The 19,049-nt window shown below is 70.7% G+C and carries 20 protein-coding genes and 2 pseudogenes; 8 read left to right on the top strand and 14 right to left on the bottom strand.

Going from position 1 to position 19,049, the window contains the following annotated elements; all coding sequences use genetic code 11:
• Positions 1-138: 138 nt before the first annotated feature.
• From ACIBO2_RS28480 to ACIBO2_RS28470, 3 genes are all read left to right on the top strand, one after another.
• Complete coding sequence (locus tag ACIBO2_RS28480) at positions 139-2,874, top strand: AAA family ATPase (RefSeq protein ID WP_358553694.1); 2,736 nt, start codon at positions 139-141, stop codon at positions 2,872-2,874.
• 166 nt (positions 2,875-3,040) lie between these two features.
• The gene (locus ACIBO2_RS28475; RefSeq protein WP_349451446.1) at positions 3,041-3,304 is read left to right on the top strand and encodes a hypothetical protein; all 264 of its coding nucleotides are present in this window, start codon (positions 3,041-3,043) and stop codon (positions 3,302-3,304) included.
• Positions 3,305-3,514: 210 nt separating this feature from the next.
• Positions 3,515-4,309, top strand: a complete 795-nt coding sequence (locus tag ACIBO2_RS28470; protein ID WP_358553692.1) for an aminotransferase class I/II-fold pyridoxal phosphate-dependent enzyme — start codon at positions 3,515-3,517, stop codon at positions 4,307-4,309.
• Between the two features lie 280 nt (positions 4,310-4,589).
• Here the strand turns inward: ACIBO2_RS28470 and ACIBO2_RS28465 are convergent.
• From ACIBO2_RS28465 to ACIBO2_RS28455, 3 genes and pseudogenes are all read right to left on the bottom strand, one after another.
• A pseudogene (locus tag ACIBO2_RS28465) lies at positions 4,590-4,700 on the bottom strand (IS5/IS1182 family transposase); the annotation flags it as partial.
• Positions 4,701-5,249: 549 nt separating this feature from the next.
• Entirely contained in the window at positions 5,250-6,137 is an 888-nt protein-coding gene (locus ACIBO2_RS28460) for a PIG-L family deacetylase (protein ID WP_358553690.1), read from the bottom strand.
• Complete coding sequence (locus ACIBO2_RS28455; protein ID WP_397300644.1) at positions 6,124-6,900, bottom strand: NAD-dependent epimerase/dehydratase family protein; 777 nt, start codon at positions 6,898-6,900, stop codon at positions 6,124-6,126. The genes ACIBO2_RS28460 and ACIBO2_RS28455 overlap by 14 nt, the downstream gene beginning before the upstream one ends.
• Here ACIBO2_RS28455 and ACIBO2_RS28450 point away from each other — a divergent pair.
• The gene (locus ACIBO2_RS28450) at positions 6,892-7,347 is read left to right on the top strand and encodes a methyltransferase domain-containing protein (RefSeq protein ID WP_358553686.1); all 456 of its coding nucleotides are present in this window, start codon (positions 6,892-6,894) and stop codon (positions 7,345-7,347) included. The two genes, ACIBO2_RS28455 and ACIBO2_RS28450, sit on opposite strands and share 9 nt — an antisense overlap.
• Before the next feature lie 122 nt (positions 7,348-7,469).
• On the opposite strand, the gene ACIBO2_RS28445 is transcribed toward ACIBO2_RS28450, so the two are convergent.
• A complete protein-coding gene (locus ACIBO2_RS28445) occupies positions 7,470-8,528 on the bottom strand; it encodes a GlxA family transcriptional regulator (protein ID WP_397300640.1) in 1,059 nt (352 codons plus the stop codon).
• A 70-nt stretch (positions 8,529-8,598) separates the two neighbouring features.
• Here ACIBO2_RS28445 and ACIBO2_RS28440 point away from each other — a divergent pair, with 70 nt between their 5' ends.
• Complete coding sequence (locus tag ACIBO2_RS28440) at positions 8,599-9,561, top strand: NADP-dependent oxidoreductase (RefSeq protein ID WP_358553684.1); 963 nt, start codon at positions 8,599-8,601, stop codon at positions 9,559-9,561.
• 39 nt (positions 9,562-9,600) lie between these two features.
• Here ACIBO2_RS28440 and ACIBO2_RS28435 read toward each other — a convergent pair whose 3' ends face one another.
• Positions 9,601-9,783, bottom strand: coding sequence for a hypothetical protein (locus ACIBO2_RS28435; RefSeq protein WP_358553682.1), 183 nt, complete (start codon positions 9,781-9,783; stop codon positions 9,601-9,603).
• Positions 9,784-9,866: 83 nt separating this feature from the next.
• Here ACIBO2_RS28435 and ACIBO2_RS28430 point away from each other — a divergent pair, with 83 nt between their 5' ends.
• Together ACIBO2_RS28430 and ACIBO2_RS28425 are read left to right on the top strand one after the other, a co-directional pair.
• Positions 9,867-10,916, top strand: coding sequence for a transposase (locus ACIBO2_RS28430; protein WP_358553680.1), 1,050 nt, complete (start codon positions 9,867-9,869; stop codon positions 10,914-10,916).
• Between the two features lie 281 nt (positions 10,917-11,197).
• Positions 11,198-11,323, top strand: a complete 126-nt coding sequence (locus ACIBO2_RS28425) for a hypothetical protein (RefSeq protein ID WP_349451412.1) — start codon at positions 11,198-11,200, stop codon at positions 11,321-11,323.
• A 364-nt stretch (positions 11,324-11,687) separates the two neighbouring features.
• Here ACIBO2_RS28425 and ACIBO2_RS28420 read toward each other — a convergent pair whose 3' ends face one another.
• The gene (locus ACIBO2_RS28420) at positions 11,688-12,548 is read right to left on the bottom strand and encodes an enoyl-CoA hydratase/isomerase family protein (RefSeq protein WP_349451411.1); all 861 of its coding nucleotides are present in this window, start codon (positions 12,546-12,548) and stop codon (positions 11,688-11,690) included.
• Between the two features lie 145 nt (positions 12,549-12,693).
• Here ACIBO2_RS28420 and ACIBO2_RS28415 point away from each other — a divergent pair, with 145 nt between their 5' ends.
• On the top strand, positions 12,694-13,719 hold the full coding sequence (locus tag ACIBO2_RS28415; RefSeq protein WP_358553677.1) for an AraC family transcriptional regulator: 1,026 nt from the start codon (positions 12,694-12,696) through the stop codon (positions 13,717-13,719).
• Here the strand turns inward: ACIBO2_RS28415 and ACIBO2_RS28410 are convergent.
• The 8 genes and pseudogenes from ACIBO2_RS28410 to ACIBO2_RS28375 form a co-directional block, all read right to left on the bottom strand.
• Positions 13,685-15,079 (bottom strand): carboxylesterase family protein, encoded by a 1,395-nt coding sequence (locus ACIBO2_RS28410; RefSeq protein WP_358553718.1) that lies wholly within the window; start codon positions 15,077-15,079, stop codon positions 13,685-13,687. The genes ACIBO2_RS28415 and ACIBO2_RS28410 overlap by 35 nt on opposite strands.
• 196 nt (positions 15,080-15,275) lie before the next feature.
• Positions 15,276-15,548, bottom strand: coding sequence for a hypothetical protein (locus ACIBO2_RS28405; RefSeq protein ID WP_358553675.1), 273 nt, complete (start codon positions 15,546-15,548; stop codon positions 15,276-15,278).
• On the bottom strand, positions 15,542-15,781 hold the full coding sequence (locus tag ACIBO2_RS28400; RefSeq protein ID WP_358553673.1) for a hypothetical protein: 240 nt from the start codon (positions 15,779-15,781) through the stop codon (positions 15,542-15,544). The genes ACIBO2_RS28405 and ACIBO2_RS28400 overlap by 7 nt, the downstream gene beginning before the upstream one ends.
• Positions 15,778-16,482: pseudogene (locus tag ACIBO2_RS28395) on the bottom strand (tyrosine-type recombinase/integrase). Before ACIBO2_RS28395 ends, ACIBO2_RS28400 begins: the two are co-directional and overlap by 4 nt.
• Positions 16,483-16,546: 64 nt before the next feature.
• Complete coding sequence (locus ACIBO2_RS28390) at positions 16,547-16,810, bottom strand: hypothetical protein (RefSeq protein ID WP_397300633.1); 264 nt, start codon at positions 16,808-16,810, stop codon at positions 16,547-16,549.
• A gap of 271 nt (positions 16,811-17,081) precedes the next feature.
• Positions 17,082-17,330 (bottom strand): hypothetical protein, encoded by a 249-nt coding sequence (locus tag ACIBO2_RS28385; protein ID WP_358553669.1) that lies wholly within the window; start codon positions 17,328-17,330, stop codon positions 17,082-17,084.
• Between the two features lie 243 nt (positions 17,331-17,573).
• Positions 17,574-18,506 (bottom strand): NAD(P)H-binding protein, encoded by a 933-nt coding sequence (locus tag ACIBO2_RS28380; protein ID WP_397300630.1) that lies wholly within the window; start codon positions 18,504-18,506, stop codon positions 17,574-17,576.
• The gene (locus ACIBO2_RS28375) at positions 18,503-18,946 is read right to left on the bottom strand and encodes a nuclear transport factor 2 family protein (protein ID WP_358553665.1); all 444 of its coding nucleotides are present in this window, start codon (positions 18,944-18,946) and stop codon (positions 18,503-18,505) included. Before ACIBO2_RS28375 ends, ACIBO2_RS28380 begins: the two co-directional genes overlap by 4 nt.
• Positions 18,947-19,049 lie beyond the last annotated feature (103 nt).

Genomic DNA, 19,049 nt, shown 5'->3' with positions numbered 1-19,049 from the left:
GGCATCGGACGGCGGAATATCCCGGACGCCGCACGCGTTGATGACCCCGCGCGATCATTCGAGCACATCTCTGGAGCGTTCGTGGAAAACGGAAGAAGTGCCCGGAGAAAGAGCTCGGCAGACGATCTTGATCTGCCGATGGTGGGCCGGGAAACCGAGACCGCGGAAATCATGCGGCGGATCGCCGCTGACCGGTCCCGCGGCGAAGTCCTGATCCTCACGGGCGACCCCGGTGCCGGCAAGAGCATGCTGCTCGACTTCGCGGCCGGTCACGCGCGGCGCGAGGGCGGACGGGTGCTGCGAGCGGGCGGCAGCGAGTCTGAGGCCCATCTGGGATTCGCGGGCCTCCACCAACTGGTCCGCCCGGTGCTCGGCGAGCTCGACAGCCTGCCGCCGTGGCAGCGCTCCGCGCTCCGGACCGTCCTGGGGCTGGACCAGGGCACCGAGGCCCCAGACGGCGTGCTCACCGGATCGGCCGTTCTCACCTTGCTGTCGGACCTGGCGGAGCCGGCGCCGCTGCTCGTGGTGGTCGACGACGCCCAGTGGATCGACCGGGCATCGCTGGACGTTCTCTCCTTCGTGGCCAGGCGCATGGACGGCGAACCCGTCACGCTGCTGCTGGGTGCACGCGCCGAGGCTGCGGTGCCCGGGTTCGACAAGGGATTCGAGCGCCTGGAGATCGGCCCGCTGAGCGGAGGGGAGGCGAATCGCCTGCTCGACCGGCAGCCAGCGCCGCCCACCGGCCGAACCCGGGTACGGATCCTGCAGGAGTCGGCCGGCAACCCGCTGGCCCTGGTCGAACTCGCCCGCGCCGACGCGACCCGGCCTTCAGGCGGCGGCAGCGTGGCGGGCCCGCTGCCCGTCACCGATCGACTGGAGCGGATCTTCGCGGAGCAGGCGCGGTTCCTGCCGGAGGCGACCCGTCGCCCCCTTCTGCTGCTCGCGGCCGCTGACGCGACGGACGCGCCCACGGCCTCTCGCGGACTCCCCGAAGCCGGCGACAAGGCGTGGGAACCCGCGGAGCGAGCCGGTCTCGTACGCCAGGACGCCCCCTGGATCTCCTTCCGCCACCCGCTCATCCGCTCGGCCATCTACCATGCCGCCTCCTTCGAGGAACGCAGGCATGCGCATCTCGCTCTCGCGGAGCTGAGCGAGGAGCCCGACCGCCGGGCCTGGCACCTCGCCGCCGCGACCACGCGTCCCGACGAGGAGGTGTCGGCCGCCCTGCGGCAGACGGCCGGCCGGGCACGGCGCCGGGGTGGCTACGCGGCCGCCGCCGCCGCTCTGGAACGCGCGGCGGAGCTGAGCCCGCGCCGCGCGGACCAGGCGCGGCTGCTGACCGAGGCCGCCGACATGGCCGTCCTCACCGGTCAGCTCGGCTGGGTGGAACGGCTGGCCGCCGAGGTTCGCGAGCACAGTGACGACCCGTCACTGATCGGCAGTGCCGCGCTGGCCACCGGGCGGCTCAGGTCCCTGCGCCGGCCTCATGCGGCGGCCTTCGCCCTGCTGACCCGCGTCGCCGACGAGGCGGCGGCCGTTCACTCGCCCCGCGTGCTGGACGCGCTCGCCGCGGCCGCGGTGGTCCGCTACTACTCGGGCGAGGAGCCACAGCGGCAACGGATCGAGAGCCTGCTCTCCGCCGTGCCGGACCTCACCGCCAGGGGCCCCTTGCGCGCCTGGGTGCAGGCCGTCTCCGACCCCAACGGCGCGGGGGCCTCCCTGGCTCCGGCGCTGCCCGGACTCATCGCCGAGGCCAGGGACGACGCCGGCAGTCTGACCACGCTCGCCATCGTGGCGTGGATCCTGGACCAGACCGCCCTGGCCGCCAGGACCTTCGACGAGGCGTACGACCGGTGGCAGGCCCGTGGCTCGCTGCCGGACGGCCTGGGCTCCGCCGTCGGCTGGACCTACCTGGATCAGGGCCGATGGACCGAGGCCCGTTCGGTGGCCGCCGACATCTCGGCGGTGGCGTCAGCGGCCGGGCTGGACCACGCCGAGGCATGTGCGTACGCGCTGGACGCGACGGCGCTCGCGCTGCTCGGCGAGACTGGCGACGCGCGACACGGTGCCGAGCGGGCACTGGCCCTCGTCGACCCGATGGAGAGCCGCTCCATCGTGGTCTTCGCACGCCGGGCCCTGGGCCTGGCGGCCGTGGCCGAGGGCGACTACGACACCGCGTACGCGCAGTTCCGCTCCGCCTTCACCGGCGACGGCGATCCGGTTCACTATCACGTCTCCTACACCGTCCTGGCCGAACTCGCCGCGGCGGCCGTCCGCCTGGGGCGGCGGGAGGACCCCGCCGACCTGCTGGAGCGATCGGCGTGGCGCCTGGGTACCGGCATGTCGGTACGGATCACCGCACTGCTCAACCGAGGCCGCGCCCTGCTCGCCGAACGGGACCACGCGGAACCGTACTTCCAGGCGGCGCTGGCGGACGATGCGGGGGAGCAGTGGCCGTTCGAGCGGGCACAGACACGGCTGGACTACGGTGAGTGGCTCAGGCGGCAGCGTCGCATCGCCGAGGCCCGCCCGCTGCTGACCATGGCACTCGACACCTTCCAGCGGCTCGGCGCTCGGCCATGGATGGAGCGGGCGAAGGCGGAACTGCGCGCCGCCGGCATCGAGGCCGCCGACAGTGTGGCGCCCGGCGCTCTCACTGAGCTCAGTCCCCAGCAGCAGCAGATCGTCCAGCTTGCGGCCCGCGGCCTGACGAACCGTGAGATCGGAGAGAGAATGTACCTCTCGCCGCGCACGGTCGGCTCCCACCTCTACCGGGTGTTCCCCAAACTGGGCATCACCGCCCGCGCACAACTCCGCGACGTGGTCGAAGACGCCCTGTCGAGGGTCGGCGGCCAGGGCCGGGATCCGGTCTGACACATGCGTGGACCGGAATGCTGCTGCCTATGCTCAGCCGCAAGGGTCGCGCCGGCGTCGCCTACCGTTGTCCTCCAGCAACCGGCCGCACCCTCCGTCTGCCTGAAGGGTGTCAAACTGGGCCTAAGTGGTCTCGCCTGGAAGTCTCTCGGGGGTTGACTTCTGACTGATCGGCGACCTCATCGGCGAGTTCATGGTGAACGCCGGGGTGGCCGACGCGGTGGTCGATGGCGCCGTCCGCGACGTCCGGGCGCTGTCGGCGGTGGGCCTGACCGTTTACGCGCGGGCGGTCACCCCCGCTGGGCCTTTCAAGGACGGGCCTGGCACCATCGGCGTCCCGGTGGCGGTCGGCGGCGTGGTGGTGGCGGGGCCGGTGACGTGCTCGTCGGTGACGCCGACGGCGTCGTCGTCATCCCACGCCACCGCGTGAAGGAGGTCGTGGACGCGGTCGACGGGATCGTCGAGAAGGAGGAGGTGCTCCGGCGGTGCATCCTCGCCGCGCGCTTCGGGCATACGGCGGTGAGCCGATGACCGGTCCGACGACCACCGTGCCGCCGGCGTTCCGGATGGGGGGGAACTACGCCGCCAATCACGGCGCCCGGCCCTGACCCCGGCCCCTCCGGGAGCCGTCTCCCTCGCCATGGGCGAGCCGGACTTCCCGACGCCGCCGCCCGTGATCGAGGCCGCCGCGGCCGCCCTGCGCGCGGGACACACCCACTACGCCGACCAGAAGGGCCTGCCGGAGCTGCGCGCCGCGCTCGCCGCGAGGTTGCCAGGGTGCCCCGGCCGGACCTGGACCACGGACGACATCCTGGTCACCCACGGCGCAACGGCCGCGCTGGCGGCCGTTGCGCTCGCGATGATCGGCCCCGGCGACCGCGTGGTCATCCCCGAGCCCGCCTACTCGCTCTACGCCGACCTGGTCGTCCTGGCCGGGGGGACCGTGGACTTCGTTCCGCTCGCCCCGGACCTGCACTGGGACCTCGACGCCTTGGCCGAGGCCCTTCCCGGCGCCGCAATGTTGATTTTCTCGAATCCGTCGAACCCGACCGGTATCGTGCACTGCGAGCAGGAGCTCAAGGCCCTCGGGGATCTCCTTGACGGCTCTGGCATCCTGGTCGTCAGCGACGAGGCGTACCACCGGCTGGTTTACCCGGGGCATGTGATGACCTCGGCGCTGGAGGTCGAATCGCTGCGCGACCGCACGGTGTACGTACAGACGTTCTCCAAGACGTACGCGATGACCGGCTGGCGGGTGGGCTACCTGACCGGGCCGCGCGAGGTGGTGGACGCCGCCGCCCACGTGCACCGGACCCGCAACGGCTCGTTGAACACGGCGGTCCAGCACGCGGCCCTTGCTGCCCTTGAGCTGCCGGACGGCATCGTCGGACGCCATGGTCGAAAGGTACCGGCAGCGCCGCGAGCTCAGCGCTGATTTTGCTGGTGAGTAGTAGGAGCGTTTGCAGTGTCAGGCCCTGATCTCCTCGGCCAGCCCTCTGAGGGACTCGAGCGGGTGCTCGACTTCGATCCACGGCGGGGTGAGGTCGGTGGGCTCGAAGCGGGACCGTGCCCGCCCAGGACCTGCTGACCCCCCGTATCGACGGCCTGCTCTGCGAGCGGCGCCTCGCGATATGAGTCAGCAGGATGGGAGCGTCGCGGAAGGGGAAGCCGTGATGTGAGAGGGCGTTTGATTTGAGTAGATTGCGGCTTATGTTCTAGTAGGTGCCTCGCCAGGTTGAAGTGGTCTCGTCCGTTATACGCTTGATCAAATTGTTGATCGACGCGATGTGAATCACGGCTTGGGAACTGGCGGGTAGAGTCTCATATTATTCCGCGATCGGGGTTATCCCGAGCTGACGCTGTCGAGGTGGGGTGGCGGATGGCCCGGTCGGGATAATTCGGTGTCTTCGTGTCCTGTTCTGCCGGGGCCTCTGTCTGAGTGGGTGGAGCTCAGAGGGGAGGACATTCATGTACGTACGTGATCCGTTACGAGTAGTGGTGCCAGAGTCGCTGGGGGCGTACGCGGCCGGTTTCTGTGGAGCGTTGCAGCAGCAGAGCTATGCGGCGCACCCGGCGTGCGAACTGGTCCAGCTGATGGCGCATCTCAGCCGCTGGCTCGACGAGCGTCGGCTGCGGCCGGAAGACTTGACCGAGGAGGTCGCCGACCGGTTTCTGAGAGACCGACGGGGCGAGTACCGCAAGTTCCGCAGCAGGCGAGGGCTTGCACCGCTACTGGTTCATCTCCGGCAGATCGGCGTGGTGCCGCCGCCGGAGCCGGTGCCGCTGGACCTCCGCCCTGACGTGGCAATGCTGGTGCGGGAGTATCGGCAGTTTCTCGTGCATGAGCGTGGGCTGGCCAAGGTCTCCATCCGCCGCTACCTGATCGCTGTCCGCACCTTCCTGACGCTGCTGTCCAGCCCGTTGGACGGCGGGCTGGACCGGCTGTCGGCGGCCCAGGTCTCCCAGTTCGTGCTCGACCAGGCAGGACTGCGTAGCGTCCCCGACGCCAAGAGCATGGTGACCGCGTTGCGGTCGCTGCTGCGCTTCTTGTTCGTGACCGGCCGGATCAATCGGGACCTGGCTACGGCGGTGCCCACCGTTGCCAACCGCAGGCTGAGTTCTCTGCCCGGGCGGTTGCAACCTGGGCAAGCCGATCTGCTGCTGGCCAGTTGTGATCGCGACACCGCTCTCGGCCGCCGCGACTTCGCGATTTTGACCGCGCTGTCCCGGCTGGGACTGCGTGTCTGTGAGGTCGCCGCCATGCAACTCGGCGACATCGACTGGAGAAGGGGACAGATGGTCATCTCGTACGCCATGACGTGCGGGACCAGCCACTTGCCGAACTGGCCGCCGATCGGCCTGGCCGCCGCGAACCCGGCCCGGAAGGTGGCCGCGTGGTCCTGGTCGTAGTCGTCGCCGCTGGGCAGCAGCAGCAGGTCGGGACGGAGCCGGTCCATCCGCTCCTGTAGCAGGTCCACCAGCTCGCGCAGGCCGACGGTGTCCAGGCGCTCGGTGAGCTGGCGATCCCCGTAGGCGATCTCGTAGCCGAACCCGAGCAGCTCGCTCACCTTCTCGATCTCGGCCGTGCGCTGCGGGAACGTCGTCGGGCCCGCGAGGCCGTAGTGGCTCATGCCGTCGACGGCGAGGTAGAGCACGTGAACGTCGCAGCCGTCGTCCGCCAGCCTGGCGAGGAGGCCACCGCAGCCGAGCACCTCGTCATCGGCGTGCGGCGAGACCAGCAGAACACGGTCAAAGCGGCGCATAGCGCCCCCTGACGTCCTCGCGGGTCTCGTAGTAGTCCGCCGTGGTCCTGATGAGCTCGTCCAGGTTGACCGACGGCTTCCACCCCAGGGTGGTCGCCGCGCGCAGCGCCGGCATCTTCTCGAACGACTCCGCCTCGGCGTAGGCGTCGCCGTGCAGGCGCCGTCCGTCGGTGTGCGTGATGGGCGAGTCGCTGCCGAGCAGGTCGCGTACCCGCTCCGCGGGCCTGCCGATCATCGTGCGATTGGCGGGGTTGCCGATGTTGATGATCGGCTCGCCGGCGTCGATCGCGGCGTCCATGTAGTCGAGGACGAAATGGGTGAGGTCGTCGGCGGCCGTGAACGCCCGCACCTGCTTCCCGTCGCCGAAGACGGTCAGGGGCCGCCCGGCGAGCGCCTGCTGCACGAAGGTGGGCATCACGAAACCCCCGGCGCGCGACTGCCGCTGCCCGGCGACGTTGAACGGGCGGATCACCACCGCCCGCAGCCCCCGGGCCATGCTGTTGACCGTCATCGCCTCGACCATGGCCTTGGCGACCCCGTACTCGATCCTGGCGTTGTAGGCCGTGGGCACCCGGAGGGGGTCCCGTTCGTCCAGGACGCCGCTGCGGCCGTAGACCTCCGCCGAGCTGAAGACGCACAGCGGGACGTCGGCCGCCAGGCACGCCTCGACGACGGCGCTCGAACTGGCCACGATGTCGTATCCCAGCGTGCCCGCCCGGGGCAGGATACCGGCGGGGCCGACGTGCGAGGCGGCATGGATCACACGGTCGACCTCGGCTGCGGCACCGGCAGGCAGGCCCGCGCCCTGGCCGCGCGCGGCTGGACGGTCACCGCCGTGGACTACGCCGCGCCCGCGGTGGCGGCGGCGCGGCGTCTCGATCCGGGCGCGTCGGTGACGTGGCGGACGGCCGACGTCACGGACCCGGCGAGCGTCGACCCCGGCGGCCGGCTCGGCGGCCCCGTCACGCTGGTGCTCGACAACGGCTGCCTGCACGGCATCCCATCCCGGCGGCGGCCCGGATGGGCCGCCACGGTCGAGACGCTCGCTGCACCCGGCGCCGATCTGCTGGTACGGGCCGCCGCCCCGCGCCGCCTCGGTGTCGGCCCGGCCGGGATCGACGCGACCGATCTCGCCGCGCTCCTCGGTGCGCGCTGGTCACCCCGGCCCGCACCGGACCCCGGCTGGTACCACTACCGCAGGCGGGCGTGATCGCGCTGCCCGGCCCGTGAACGGGCTGGCGGGGAAGCACCGGCCAGGTTCACCGGCTGCACCCAAGGAGCCGGATTCACCGGCCGCTCCCGGCCGCACCCGAGGCGCCGGGAAGCGCCGGGTCAGGTTGACCGGCCGCTACCGGCCGGACCCGAGGCGCGGAAGGTGCGCCGGTACGCCGACGGGACGACCCCCGCCTCCGCCGCCAAATGCCGCCGCAGTGAGGTGGCGGTGGCGAAGCCGACCTCGTGGGCGACCCGCTCCACCGGCAGGTCGCTGGACTCCAGCAGGTGCCGCGCCCGCCGCAGCCGCTGCTGGGTCAGCCAGCGGCCCGGGCTCAGACCGGTCTCCTGCCGGAAGCGCCGGGCGAAGGTACGGGTGCTCATCGAAGCGTGCGCGGCCAGCTCGTCCAGCGACAGGGGCAGCTCCAGCCGCCGCAGCGCCCAGTCGCGGGTCGGCCCGGTGCCGGCTTCGCTCGCCGGCGGCAGCGGCCGCTCGATGTACTGCGCCTGCCCGCCGTCCCGGTACGGCGGCACGACGCACTGGCGGGCGACCTGGTTGGCGACCTCGCTGCCGTGGTCCTGGCGCACCAGGTGCAGGCAGACGTCGACGCCGCTCGCCGCCCCCGCGGAGGTCAGCACGTCGCCGTGGTCGACGAAGAGCACCCCGGCGTCCAGCTCGACCCGGGGGAACAGCTCCTGGAAGATCTCGGTGAGCGCCCAGTGGGTGGTGGCCCGGCGCCCGTCCAGGAGACCGGCGGCGGCCAGCAGGAAGGCGCCGGTGCAGATGGACACCAGGCGGGTGCCGGGGCGAACGCGCGACAGGGCGGCGAGAGCCTGCTGGTCCGGGGCGGTGGGCGAGGTCACGGAGATCGCGCACGGAGGGATGATCACCGTGTCCGCCTCGGCCAGCACCTCGGGACCGTACCCGGGGACGATCGTCAGGTCGGCATCGGTACGCACCGGCTGCCCGTCCACGCTCGCCGACAGCACCTCGTAGCGGCCGTCGGCGGAGCCCAGCACCCGGTGCGGGATGCCGAGCTCGAAGGGGTAGACGCCGTCGAGAGCGAGGACGACGACCTTGTGGGCATCGGGTCGCGGGGGCGGGGCCAGCGCGGCCGCGCGGCAGGCGAGCTCACGGAGCCGCTGAGGTGCGGGACGGGTGGAAGGATCGGCAGGCATGGCATGAATGTATCGGATGCTGACCTTCTTGCCATCGACCCGGGCGCGACCGTACGGCCAGGATCGAGGCATGACGACGACGTACAGCAGTGCTGCCCCCACCATGCTCGCCCTGCACCAGACGGCCCTCGGCGGCCCGGAGGTGCTGCGGCTGACCGAGGTTCCGCGGCCCGTGCCCGGTGTCGGGGAGATCCTCGTGGCCGTGCACGCGGCGGGGCTCAACCCCACGGATTTCAAGCACCGCGCCATGAGTATTTTCCTGCCGCCCCCGCCGCTGACCCTCGGCTGGGACGTCTCCGGCACCGTGGTGGAGACCGGCCCGGGTGTCACGCTCTTCCAGCCCGGCGACGAGGTGTTCGGCATGTTGCCCTACCCGCACGGGGCGGGCTCCCACGCCGAGTACGTGGCCGGCCCCGCCCGCGCCTTCGCCGCCAAGCCCGCGGAGATCGACCACGTCCAGGCGGCCGCCCTGCCGCTCGCCGCGCTCACCGCCTGGCAGGCCCTCGTCGAGACGGCGGGCCTGCGGGCCGGGCAGCGGGTGCTGATCCACGCGGCGGCCGGCGGCGTCGGTCATCTCGCCGTGCAGATCGCCAAGGAGCGCGGCGCGCACGTCACCGGTACGGCCAGCGCCCCCAAGCACGACTTCCTGCGCGAGCTCGGCGCGGACGCCTGCGTCGACTACCGCGTCGAGGACTTCGCCGGCACCGAGGAGCGCTACGACGTCGTCCTCGACGCGCTCGGCGGGGAGACCACCACCCGTTCCGTGGACGTGCTCCGCCCCGGCGGCGTCCTCGTCTCCCTGCTGCGGGGCGCCGAGGACACCCGCGCCGCGGCCGAGAAAGCGGGGGTGCGCGCGGTCACCCTGATCGTCGAGCACGACCAGGCGGGGATGCGCGCCATCGCCGACCTCGCCGCCTGGGGCAGGCTCCGCGCGCACGTCTCCGGCACCTTCCCCCTCGCTGAGGGCGCCCGGGCCCACGCTCAGGGGGAGACGGGCCGCACGACGGGCAAGCTGGTCATCACCGTACGCTGAGGCGCAGACGTCGCGGGCCGTCCCTGAAGATCTCGAACGTCACGCCGGCGGCCGGTCGAGCTTGGCGGCCACGGCGTCAAGCACCCAGTCGAGGCCGGTCGCGAAGGACGTCTCGGCGTCCACGTCCATGCCGTCGTGCACGAACTTGGCCACGGCCGGGAAGCGGCCCGTGGCCAGCATCTTCGTCACGTGCGGGCCGCGGGCGTGCTGCCAGTCGCGCACGGGTTGACTCCTGGCGGCTGCCGGGATCGGAGACGAAGCGCGATGAGCTTGCGCGCGCCTACGGCGCCGATGGCTATGCGCTGGTGGAAGCGGTGTATGCGCCGTTCTCCCCGGCCTGGTTACGGAATCTGCCCGCGGTGCAGGCGCTGCAGGTCATGTTGATCCAAAACTATGTGCGCGTCACCGACCACAAGGGGCGGGAGGTGGTTCAGCGGCGGCGGCCCCTCGAAGACGGCGGAGAGGGACTGCCGCCGGTCAGAGTGCGGCTGACCTCCCCCTACGACACTGATGCCCGGTGGGCGGCCAAGGGCGACGACATGTTCTGGAACGGTTACAAGCTGCACGTCAGCGAGACGTGCCACACCCCCGCCGGCACGAACGGCAAGACGATCGTGCCGCCCAACCTGATCACGAACGTCGCCACCACGGACGCGACCGTGCCCAACAGCCAGATGACCGAGAAGATCCATCAGATGCTCGCGGCACGCAGGCTGCTGCCCGGCGAGCACTACCTCGATTCCGGCTACCCGTCTGCGAAACTCCTCGTCGATGCCCGCAAGAGGTTCGGGATCGCGCTCATCACCCCGGTTCTGCTGGATCACTCATCGCAAGCCCGCGCCGCCGCCGGCTACAACAGTGCGGCGTTCACCATCGGCTGGGACGCCGAACAGGTCACCTGCCCGCAAGGACGGGCGAGTTCCTCGTGGAGCCCGTGCGCCCAGCGCGACACCGAGGCGATCGTGGTCAAATTCAGCGGCGAGATCTGCCGGCCGTGCCCGGTTCGCTCCTTGTGCACCTCGGCCAAGAAGGGCGGACGCCAGCTCACCATCCGCGCCCGCCCCCTTCAACAAGCCCTTGACCAGGCACGTGCTGATCAGACCACCAAGGACTGGCAGGACAAATACAAGCTCCGCGCCGGAGTCGAAGGCACCATACGCCAGGCCGTCGCGGTCACCGGAGTCCGCCGAGCCCGCTACCGAGGCCTGGCGAAGGTTCACCTCGAACACGTCTTCTCCGCCGTGGCGCTCAACCTCATCCGCCTGGACGCCTGGTGGAACGGGAACCCGCTCGACCGGACCCGCACCAGCCACCTTGCCCGCCTCGAACTGGCAGAACTCGCTCTCGCAGCCTGAGGCGAGTTAACCAGCAGGGTCCGCGATCTCGGCGTACCAGGCGTCGCTCGCCGCCGTGGCCGGGCCGTGGACTGGTTGGGGCGAGCACGAGCCGTCCAGTGTGGTCGAAACCGAGGAGGCTGGTCGGCATCAGACAACTGCTCGACGAACTCGCCGCGACCCGAGCCGGGTTCCAGGCGCACATGACGGTCACCGGTGACTACCCCGCCCGAAGTCCGCGGGGTCAGCTACTTCTCCGACGCTTCCCTCCAGCAGCCCGCGGCCGGCGTTCCCACTCTCCTGTGCGGCCCGGCGACCCGAACCTCACGCACCAGACCGACGAGCGGGTCGACGTCCGGGCGCTGGAACACGCCGCCGAAATCCTCACGATGCTTCCTTTGGTTCTGGAGGCACCGGAAGCCGCGTGACAGTCAGTGGGCCGGCGCCCGGCCACCTCCCGTCCGCTCAGCAGGGGGAGCCGTTTGTCAACTCGGTGACTTGGTTGCGGGGGCCCGCGAAGATCACGCCGACGATGTCGGAGTTGGACTCGGCCGGGGTGGCGAGCTCGGCCAGGTACGCCTCGTAAGTGCGGGCCCGGAGGCCAGTTGCTCCCGCTCGCCGGCGAAGCGGTAGAGGCGGGTCGGCTAGGCCGGGTCCGCGGTCAGGATGGGCACCGGCGCCGGTGCCGAGGACGGTCGCCGCGTTGACCGTCTGGTTGGTGGGTAGCGCGGCTCGGGTGACGAGCTTCCGGGACGTGGGGCCCTACCGCTGAGATGCGTGCCAGAACCCAGGTCACAGGTTGTCGACGAGCCCCTCGAGATCCCGCTCGCCGTCACGGGTCTGCACGCCCGCGGCCAGCTGCTTCCGGGCGATCTCGACCATGTCCTCGGTGAACAGTGAGTACAGGAAGGCGTTTTCGACGACGTAGGCCGTGTTGGGGGCGGGCGGGGTCGCGGCCCTGACGGTGGCCTTGATCGCGGCGACGACCTCGGGGCGTACTCCCGCGATCCGGCGGGCCAGGGTGTCGACGAAGGAGTCGATCTCGTCGGCGGGCAGAGCCCGGTTCACCAGGCCGTAGCGCTCGGCCACTTCGGCGCCGACGAGCTGGCCACCGATGAGCAGTTCCAGGGCCCGGGCCGGGCCGAGCAGGCGGGTCATGTTCACCGTGCCACCGCCCCCGGGAAGGATCGCCAGGGTGGACTCGGGCTGGGCCTGACCCGATTTGCCGATCGCGGCGAACCGCATGTCGAGGGACATCAGGAACTCGTTGCCGGCGCCCCGGGCGAAACCGGCCACCTTGCCGATGGTGACCTGCGGGAGGTCGCGGACCTCGGCTCCCATGGCTTGGAGGATGTTCAGGCCGTCGGGGATCACGGCGCCCGGCGCGGCGTCGATCGCGGCCTGGGTGGCGGCGGGCAGGGCCTCCGGGTCGGTGAGGTAGGCCATGTCGCCGTGAGCGCTGAAGAACTCCGGATCGGCGCTCTGAAACACGATCACCCGCACGTCCGCATCGGTGCGCACCTGATGTGCGAACCCACGCAGTGACGGCAGCAGCACGCCGTCCATCAGATTGAGAGGCGGATGGTCGAGCGACACGGTGGCCACACCGTCCGCGACGGTGATCTCGAGGCCTGCCCAGCTGTGGTAGTCCATGGTGACTCCTTCTCGATGATGCCGGATGTGAGTCCCGGCTCCCAAGACCATATGTGGCAATCACTGAGGCGAACCATGCCCGCACAGCTCAGATGATTGATTATCTGCCTCATCTGCGTCTGATCAAGGTGCTAACGTCGACGTTATGGATCCACTGACCGACGCCCTGGCGATCTCGGGCGTCAAAGGGGCACTGAGCACCCGTGTCGAAGCAGGCGGCCGATGGGCGATCACCCTGGACGACTATCCCGGGGCGGCCCTGCATGCCGTGACCGCAGGCAGTACCTGGCTCACGGTCGCCGGACACGAACCGGTGGAACTAGCGGCCGGCGACGTGGTCCTGCTGCCCGCCGACACCCCGCACGGCCTCACCGACGACCCCACGGACACGGGCAGCGCCAGACGCGGTCGATGCGAGCATGTGGCCGCTCGCGGGCGCGGCACCGGTGAGGTGATCAGCCTCGGGTCGCAGCCCGCGACCACGCGGATCGTCACCATTCACTACGACTGCGACCCGGCCGCGCTCACCCAGATCCTGACCCTGTTACCAGGTCTCGTGCACGTGCGGGCCGAGGCGGGGACGCCCGGGCTGACCGACACGGTGCGCATGCTCGCCCGGGAACTCGCCCAACCGCAGCTCGCCACGCCTGCCGTACTGAAAAGCCTCATCGACATCATGCTCGTGCAGATGCTGCGCGCCTGGCTCGCGGTGAATCCTCCTGAGTGCTTCGGCACCTGGCTGGGTGCCCTCTACGACCCCGTCATCGGCAAAGCGCTACGGCACCTGCACGCGAATCCGGCCATCCCCTGGACGACCTCGACGCTCGCAAAAGCCATCTCGGTCTCCCGTGCGACCCTCGCCCGCCGCTTCCCGGCAGCCACGGGATACACCCCCGCGGCGTACCTGGCGAACTGGCGCATGGATCTGGCCGCCGTGCAGCTACGCGACAGTCATGGCTCCCTCGAGACCATCGCCGAGGCGGTCGGTTACAGATCGGTACCGGCATTCACCCGCGCCTTCACCCGAGCCCACGGACGCACGCCCGGGCGCTACCGCAGCGAGACACGCAGCCACAACGGTACGGCCTTCCAGTTGGAGACGCCCGCCCCGTCGAGCCTGACGATCAGTCATGACCTCATGAAAACGCCGGCCGGAGAGCCGCCCCCTTGATCATCTTCGGGCATTCGACTGCGCCCGACCCGATGGGGATCCTTCCGCCAACCAGGGCTTCCGCCTGTGGCCGCCGCGGGTCATACGCTGCCCAACCTGGGTCGCCGTGGGTCGCGAAGGCGACCCAGGCGCCGTGCACGCGGGCTGCGAGCCCGGCAGGCGCCGGGTCGGGACCGAGCAGACCGGCGTCGCCGTGCAGCCACGGTTCATCGGCGATGTCGAAGACGAAGCGCAGCTCGACCGTGTGGGTGGCACCCAGCCGCCAACCCAAAGCCGTCGAGCGGTAGCCGAACGAGTAGGCGTGGGTGCGGCCACCAGACAGCCGGGCGTGGGCCTCGGTCATCCGCGCGGTGCCGGCCAGGAAGAGGTCTTCGCCCAGCACCGCGGAGCGCAGCACGCCCGGGGTCGCCCCCGGCCGGGCCGCCCGTTGGGCGGCGACGACGGCGGCGGGGTCCGCGTCGACCTTCGCCGCGACGGCGAGCAGATCGTCGTCCGTCGAAGATTCCAGCTTGCCCTGCGGTACCAGGTAGAGGTGGCCCTCCTCGGTGTTGGTGCCGATGAGCAGGTCGATCTCTCCCGCCGGCCCCTCCGCCAGGGTGTCGGCCGGCTGCATGGGCAGGACCAGGGAGAACGGGCTCAGCTCGACGAGTGGGTCCGTGGCCGTCGCGGTCCGCAGGTCGATCCCCGCGAGATCCGGCAGGACCTCGAGGAACCTGTCGTCCGGGATCTCGGCGAAGGCCTCCGCGGTGGGCGGCACGCCCAGCGACCGCGCGGCCACGGCCGTGACCCGTTGCGCCTGCTCGGGGGTGAAGGCGCCGGTACCGCTGCCGCTCTGGACGATCGCGCGCCGGAACAGCCCCTTGGCCTCCGGCGTCGCCAGCAGGGCTCCGATGATGGTGGCTCCCGCGGACTGGCCAAACAGCGTGACGTTCCCGGGATCGCCACCGAACCCGGCAATCGTGTCCCGCACCCAGCCGAGCGCGGCGAGGACGTCGAGCAGCCCGCGGTTGGCGGGGGCACCCTTCAGGTCGAGGAAGCCGGGGATGCCGACGCGGTAGTTCACCGTCACCAGCACCACGCCGTCGCGGGCGAACGCCCGGCCGTCGTAGAGCGCGGCGCGGGTGGAGCCGGTGACGAACCCGCCGCCGTGCACGAAGACCATGACCGGCCGCTTCCCGCCGTCGGTGCCGGGAGTCCGGACGTCGACGGTCAGGTACTCCTCGCCGCGCACCCAGCCCGGGCCGAAGTAGGGGATCATGTCGAGCCGCCCGAAGTCGCGGGTCGGCTGCGGCGCGGTCGGCGAAGGCGCGGTGGCGTCCCGGACACCGAACCAGCCCGGGTGGACACCGGGGGCGCGAATCGGCCGGCGCCCGTGGGGGCCGCCGCATACGGGACGGCGCGGTCGAGCTCGCCGAAGCGGTCACGAACACCGCGCACGACGCCCGCCGGGGTCTCGACGATCGGATCTGCCTGCTGGGACACGGGAAACGCTTCCTCTCTCGGGCTGTTGCGGAGCCGAGCGACGAAGGGGTGGAGCCGACCGGCCCCAACCGGGCTCAAGCGATGCGGGAGAAGCCCGCCCACTCCTTGATGGCGAACTTCGACCCGTCACGCTCGACCACGGCACCGCCCTGGCCGCCGAGGTGAGCTGGGAAGACCAGCGTGTTGTCCTCGGCCGCGCGGCCGAGGAGCTTGTGGCGGGTCGCCCGGGTCCCGGCCGGGTCCTCGCAGAAGCAGGAGTTCGTCTCCGGCTCGAGGAGCTGCAGCGGGTTGTGCACCAGATCGCCGACGAACAGGACGCAGTCGCCGCGCGACTCCAGGGTCAGCACGGACGACCCGGGGTGTGGCCGGGCGCGAGATCCAGCCGGAGGTTCCGGTCGATCCGGTACGAGCCGTCCCACAGGTGGGTCAGCCCGGCCTCGTGCACCGGGGCGACGCTGTCCTCGAAGACGTTCTGGTTGCCGCGACCCAGCCACGGTTCGTGGTTGTTGGCCGGGCTCCAGAAGTCCAGATCACAATGGGCCCAGTAGCCGCCGGCCTCGCCGGCGGGGGGTGCGGTCATCGCGTCAATCCCTTCAGGCGGGCGGCGGCACGCTGCTGACCTGCGATCCACGCGTCCTCGATGTGAGTGCCGGGGACGTGAACGTACTTCATGGTCGTGGCCAGCCAGGCGTGTCCGAGGACGGCCTGGATGGCCAGCAGGTCCATCCCGCCCAGGTAGAGCTGCGAGGCGCAGAAATGCCGCAGGACATGCGGCGTGACGGGGTCGGGCCAGTCCGGCAGGTAGCGTTCGGCGGTGACTGCGAGCGCCGCCCGGAGCGTCTCATCGCCGACCCGGGCGGCGCTGCCGTCGGTGTTCTTGCGTTCCGAGGGCAGCAGCGGGACCCCGGGCCGGGCGTGGTCGTCGCCGAACTGACCTCACACGTCCTCGATGAACCACCGCAGGGTGGCTGCGGCGTTGTTGATCAGCGGGACCATCCGCTCGCGCGGACCGGAGCCACGGGCTCCCTTGCCGTGACGGACGTGCAGCTTGCCGAAGTGGCCCAGGTTCCACTTGATGTCGGATAGGTCGAGCTTGCAGGCCTCGTTGACTCGCAGCCCGACCTCGCTCATCAGCTTGGCGGCGGTGTAGTTGCGGGCGGCCGGCGCGAACTTGCGGCAGCTGGTCAGCTCTTCGCGCCACCCGGCGAACAGCTGGCCCACCTGGTCGGCGGTGGGCGGGATGCGCAGCCGGGCCTCCTGACGGCCGCGGGGCCGGTTCATCTCATCGATCGGGCATTCGACGACACGGCCGGTCATCTGGCGAATCTCGATCTTGTGCCGCAGATCAAGGAACAAGAAGTAGGTCTTGATGCCTGCGCTTGCGCCTGGCGGCACCGCGCAGCACCTTGCCGAAGTACACGTCGGCGTCGGTGGGCTCCATCTCCCACAGCGACCGCCCGAACCATGCGCGCACCTGCTCCAGGTGCATCACGTCCGAGGCGATCGTGCCGTCCGACAACCCTGCCGCCGCTCGGGCCAGTACGAACCCGGCCAGCACATCGGTCTCCAGTGCCTCCAGGTCCTCGGCAGTGGCCGGGGCACGGGCCACCCGAAGATCCTTAACTACTGCCAGCGCCAACTCCGGCCACCTCGCCTTCACCATCACAGCAAGACGAACGACCTGGACGATAGACCTTCAGAAACCCTGAAATCTCATCAACACCCGAAGAAGCCGGAGCACCAGCAGATAAGCCCAGGTCCTGCGGCTAGAGAGACCCAAGAGGCTCAGACGAACTCAAGAGATATTACACAGTCGGCTTCTGACCATCCCGCGTGATTGATCGATCACCGCCGTGGGACGGGTCGTTCCGCGGGCCCGGTCAGCGCTTGGCTTTGGCGAAGCGGCTGGTGGCGTCTCGTGGCGGGGAGAACGGCAGGAACGCGAGCTTGATCTCGCGGTCGGGGTCGCCGTTGGCATGCATCACGACGTCGATGCGGCCGTCGTTGTCGTGGGCACCGCGCCGTTTGTAGTTGGGGTGGGCTTCGATGGCGGCCGTGGCGGACTGGACGGTCGCCGTCACGTCCTTGGTCCGAATGAACATCAGCAGGGCGGCCTTGGATCGCGCCACACCAGAAAGCCGAGCAGAGCCCCGGCCGGCCCACCGGACGACTGATCTTCACCGCCCTGGAACGCATCCGGCTCATCTCCGCCACCGCCACCAGCCCACCCCAGGTCCTGATCCCTGACCTTCTGCAACACCGGCTGCTGGAGTTGCTGAACGTCGATCCCACCCGATCACGCTGGCTGATGTTGTAATCATGATCCAGACGATCAGCCAGCGACAGCATTCACCTACCTGCGAAGAATCGGGCTAGGGCGCCACGCCGTTCGCCCACTCGGACGCGTGGTCCTGGACGAACTCGTCGAAGGAGCGGGGCGGGCGGCCGGTCAGGTCCAGCACCGCGGTGCTGACCAGGTCGTCCCGGCCGGCGCTGAGGCCGGCGTCCACGGCGGCAAGGGCGGCGGCGAATTCGGCCGGCATGCCGGCGGCCCGGTAGCCGGCCGCCAGCTCGTCGGTTTCGACGGGCAGCACCTGAATCGGCCTGCCGGTGCGGGCGGTGATGATCGCCGCCGCGTCCCGGTAGCTCAACGCTTTCGGCCCGGTGAGCAGGTAGTCGCGCCGGTCGCCCGGCCCATCACTGAGCCACTCACCCCGCCTCTCACTGGGCCACTCACCCTGCCCTTCACTGGGCCTCTCGCTGGACCCGTCATCGGGGTTGGTCAGCAGGGCGGAGGCGGCGGCCGCGATGTCGCGCGCGTCGATCCAGCCCAGCCGGCCGCCACCGGCGGCGGTGTGGATCTCGCCGTGCCGCCGGAGCCGCTCGCCCAGCGGATGCGGGCGCAGGAAGTTCTGCATGAACCCGGACGCGCGCAGCACGACCCACCCGGGCCGGGTCCGTACCCGTGCGGCCAGCTCAAGCGCGCCGGGGGCGTTCGGCAGCACGATGGCCGAGCCGAGGAGCACCACGCGGCGCACGCCGAGCCGCTCCGCCTCGTCCAGGAACGGCTCGACCAGCGGCATCGGATTCACGGCGTTCACCGGAGGCACCAGATAGACGCGGTCCATCGCGTGCAGCGCGGCCCGATGCGTGCCCGGGTCGTTCCAGTCGAACCGGACCGCGTCAGGATCCCCGGCAGATGGGTTGCGAGCGGCCACCCGGACCGGTACGCCCTTGCCCCGCAGCAGCTCCGCCAGCACGCTGCCGGTCTTCCCGGTGCCGCCGGTGACCAGCACGCCGCTCATCGGGCGGCCCCCGAGCGCAGCGAGCCGAGCAACTCGGGCAGCGTCCCGGTCGCCGAGGCGGCGGCCAGCGGGCTCCAGTAGTCCCGGTAGTGCGTGATCAGGCCATCACGGACCGTGATCACGGAGATGTAGTCCATGCGGTAGGGCTCGCCGGTGCGCACCGTGTACCCGTGCGTGGTGAACTCCACCACGATGGTGTCCGGCCGTTGCGTGTGATGCACGGTCACTACAGGTATCTCCCGTACGTCCATCCGTTCCGGATATCCGGCCAGATAGTCACGGACGGCCTCCCGCCCCGCCAGCCGCCGCGGCGCGTCCCCCGCAGCGAACGGGAACTCGCCGGTGCCCTGCTCCGCCCACAGATCGGCGATGGCATCCATGTCCTTGGCCAGCAGCAGATCCAGCAGTCGGCGGATCGTCTCCTCAGGAGTGCGTGGCATGTTCGTCCTCCGGTGTCCCGTGAAATGTGGTCATGCCAGCCTGGCCGCGGATCCGGGCGCCGCGGAACGGACGGGTAAGCCCCGGACCCCTGGTCCGTGGCTA

This window comes from Nonomuraea sp. NPDC050022 (assembly GCF_044460705.1).
In the GTDB taxonomy this organism is placed as follows: Bacteria; Actinomycetota; Actinomycetes; order Streptosporangiales; family Streptosporangiaceae; genus Nonomuraea.
Note: the sequence above shows the minus strand (reverse complement) of the source record. Positions and strands in the feature narration are given on the sequence as shown.